Origin of the sequence: Arthrobacter sp. SAFR-044 (assembly GCF_051965175.1) — a bacterium.
In the GTDB taxonomy this organism is placed as follows: domain Bacteria; phylum Actinomycetota; class Actinomycetes; order Actinomycetales; family Micrococcaceae; genus Arthrobacter.
Genome location: NZ_JBQCMK010000030.1, coordinates 1 through 1,782 on the forward strand (window position 1 = coordinate 1; position 1,782 = coordinate 1,782).

2 protein-coding genes are annotated in these 1,782 nt (G+C 66.4%); both read right to left on the reverse strand.

Annotated features, from left to right (window positions below; translation table 11 throughout):
- Positions 1-19 precede the first annotated feature (19 nt).
- Positions 20-808 carry an IS21-like element helper ATPase IstB gene (gene istB / locus ACTHQS_RS20975; RefSeq protein WP_440172722.1) on the reverse strand — a complete coding sequence of 263 codons (789 nt, stop codon included), beginning with the start codon at positions 806-808 and terminating at the stop codon, positions 20-22.
- Positions 808-1,782: IS21/IS408/IS1162 family transposase (locus ACTHQS_RS20980; RefSeq protein ID WP_440172724.1), on the reverse strand; the 975-nt coding region annotated here is incomplete at its 5' end. The genes ACTHQS_RS20980 and istB, both read right to left, overlap by 1 nt.

The following is a 1,782-nucleotide window of genomic DNA, read 5'->3' on the forward strand; positions in this document are numbered from 1 at the left end:
TGAGCCACTTTGACGCTGGTTATTCTGCCGTATTTTCTGGTCTTGTCGAGGGCAGCGAGTCGACCTGTGTGTGTTTGAGGCGGTAGCTGGATCCTTTGAGGGTGATGACTTCGGCGTGGTGGACGATGCGGTCGATCATGGCCGAGGCTACGACTTGGTCCCCGAACACGTCGCCCCAGCGGGCGAACGGCAGGTTCGAGGTCAGGATCAGCGAGGCGTGTTCGTAGCGGGACGAGACCAGTTGGAAGAACAGGTTCGCGGCGTCCTGCTCGAACGGGATGTAGCCGACTTCGTCCACGATGATCAGTCCGTAGCGGCGCAGCCTGACCAGTTCCTGAGGCAGCCTGCCGTTCTGGTGGGCGCTTTGGAGCCGGGCGACCCAGTCGATGGCTGTGGCGAACAGGACCCGGTGCCCGAGCTGGGTGGCCCGCAGGCCCAGCCCGGTGGCGAGGTGTGTTTTGCCGGTGCCGGGCGGCCCGAGCAGGACGATGTTGGACGCTTCGGTGAGGAACGCGCCGGTGGCCAGGTGCGCGATCGTGTCACGTTTGAGGCCGGGCTGGTGATCGAAGTTGAAGTCCTCGAGTGATTTCCGGGCCGGGAAACCGGCAGCCCGGGCCCTGAGCTCGGCGCCGGAGGCTTCCCGGGCGGCCACTTCCCGCGACAGCACAGCGGCGAGGTATTCCCCGTGGCTCCAACCCCCGTCGCGGGCCTGGTCCGCAAGCCTGGCTGCTGCTTCACGGATCCGGGGTGCTTTCATCGCCCGGGAGTAGTACTCGATCTGGCTGGTGGTTTCCTTGGCCGCGGGCATCAGGCGACCTGCCCCTCATCGAGGACAACACCGAAGGCCCGGTCGTAGTCGGCCAGGTCCCGCACCCCGGCAGTCTCTGCCGGCGGTGCCGGGTTTTGGAAGGCCTTCCGCAGCGTGAGCGCTGCCTGGACGTGGTCCGGGTCGGTGACCGTGAGCCCGGTGCCCCAGGACCTGGCATGGGTCCCGACGGTTCTGCCGTCCAGGCTGATGGTGACGGTTTCCAGGTCGGCGGTGACGTCAACGAACCTGCCGATGGCCTGCGGGTGCACCGAGTAGTCGTTGGATCCCATCCTGACGTAGTAGTCCCGCGGGAGCCGGACCCGGGCGGTGAACCCGGTGACCGGTGGAACCGGTGGCAGCGCCAGCATGGCCGCCTTGTCCGTGGCGATCAGCTCCGACGGCCTGGCACCGGTCCGGCGGACCAGCCGGGCGTTGGCCTTCGGCAGCCACTGCGCAAGCTGGTTGTTGAAGTCTTCCGCTGAGGTGAAGACCCGGCCCGGCAGGAACGAGGTCTCCAGGAACTGGTTGGCCCGCTCGACCACGCCCTTGGTTTCCGGGTCGTAGGGTTTGACCTGAACGATCCGGGTGGCCAAGACCCCGGCGAACGCCGCGACTCCGACGGCGTAACTGTTCCTGCGGCCGATGCCGGTTTCGTTGTCCCAGATCAACCGCCGCGGAACCGCACCCAAACCACCGAGCAGCTCCCACATCCCTGCCAGCAGATCCCCGGTCATCCTGGACGGGATCATCCTGGCCATGATGAACCGCGAATGCGAACACACCATCACCAGCACCGGCAGCACCCTGGCCTTGCCGGCGCCGACGGGTATCCGCACCTCCGGGAACCACAAATCGCACTGGACCTGATCCCCGGGATCGTAAGAGATCCTGTCAGCAGGATCAGCCGGAGCATACTCGGGCCGGATCCTTGCCACGTTCTCCCGGAACCAGGCCGGAGACCCCGACCAGCCCAC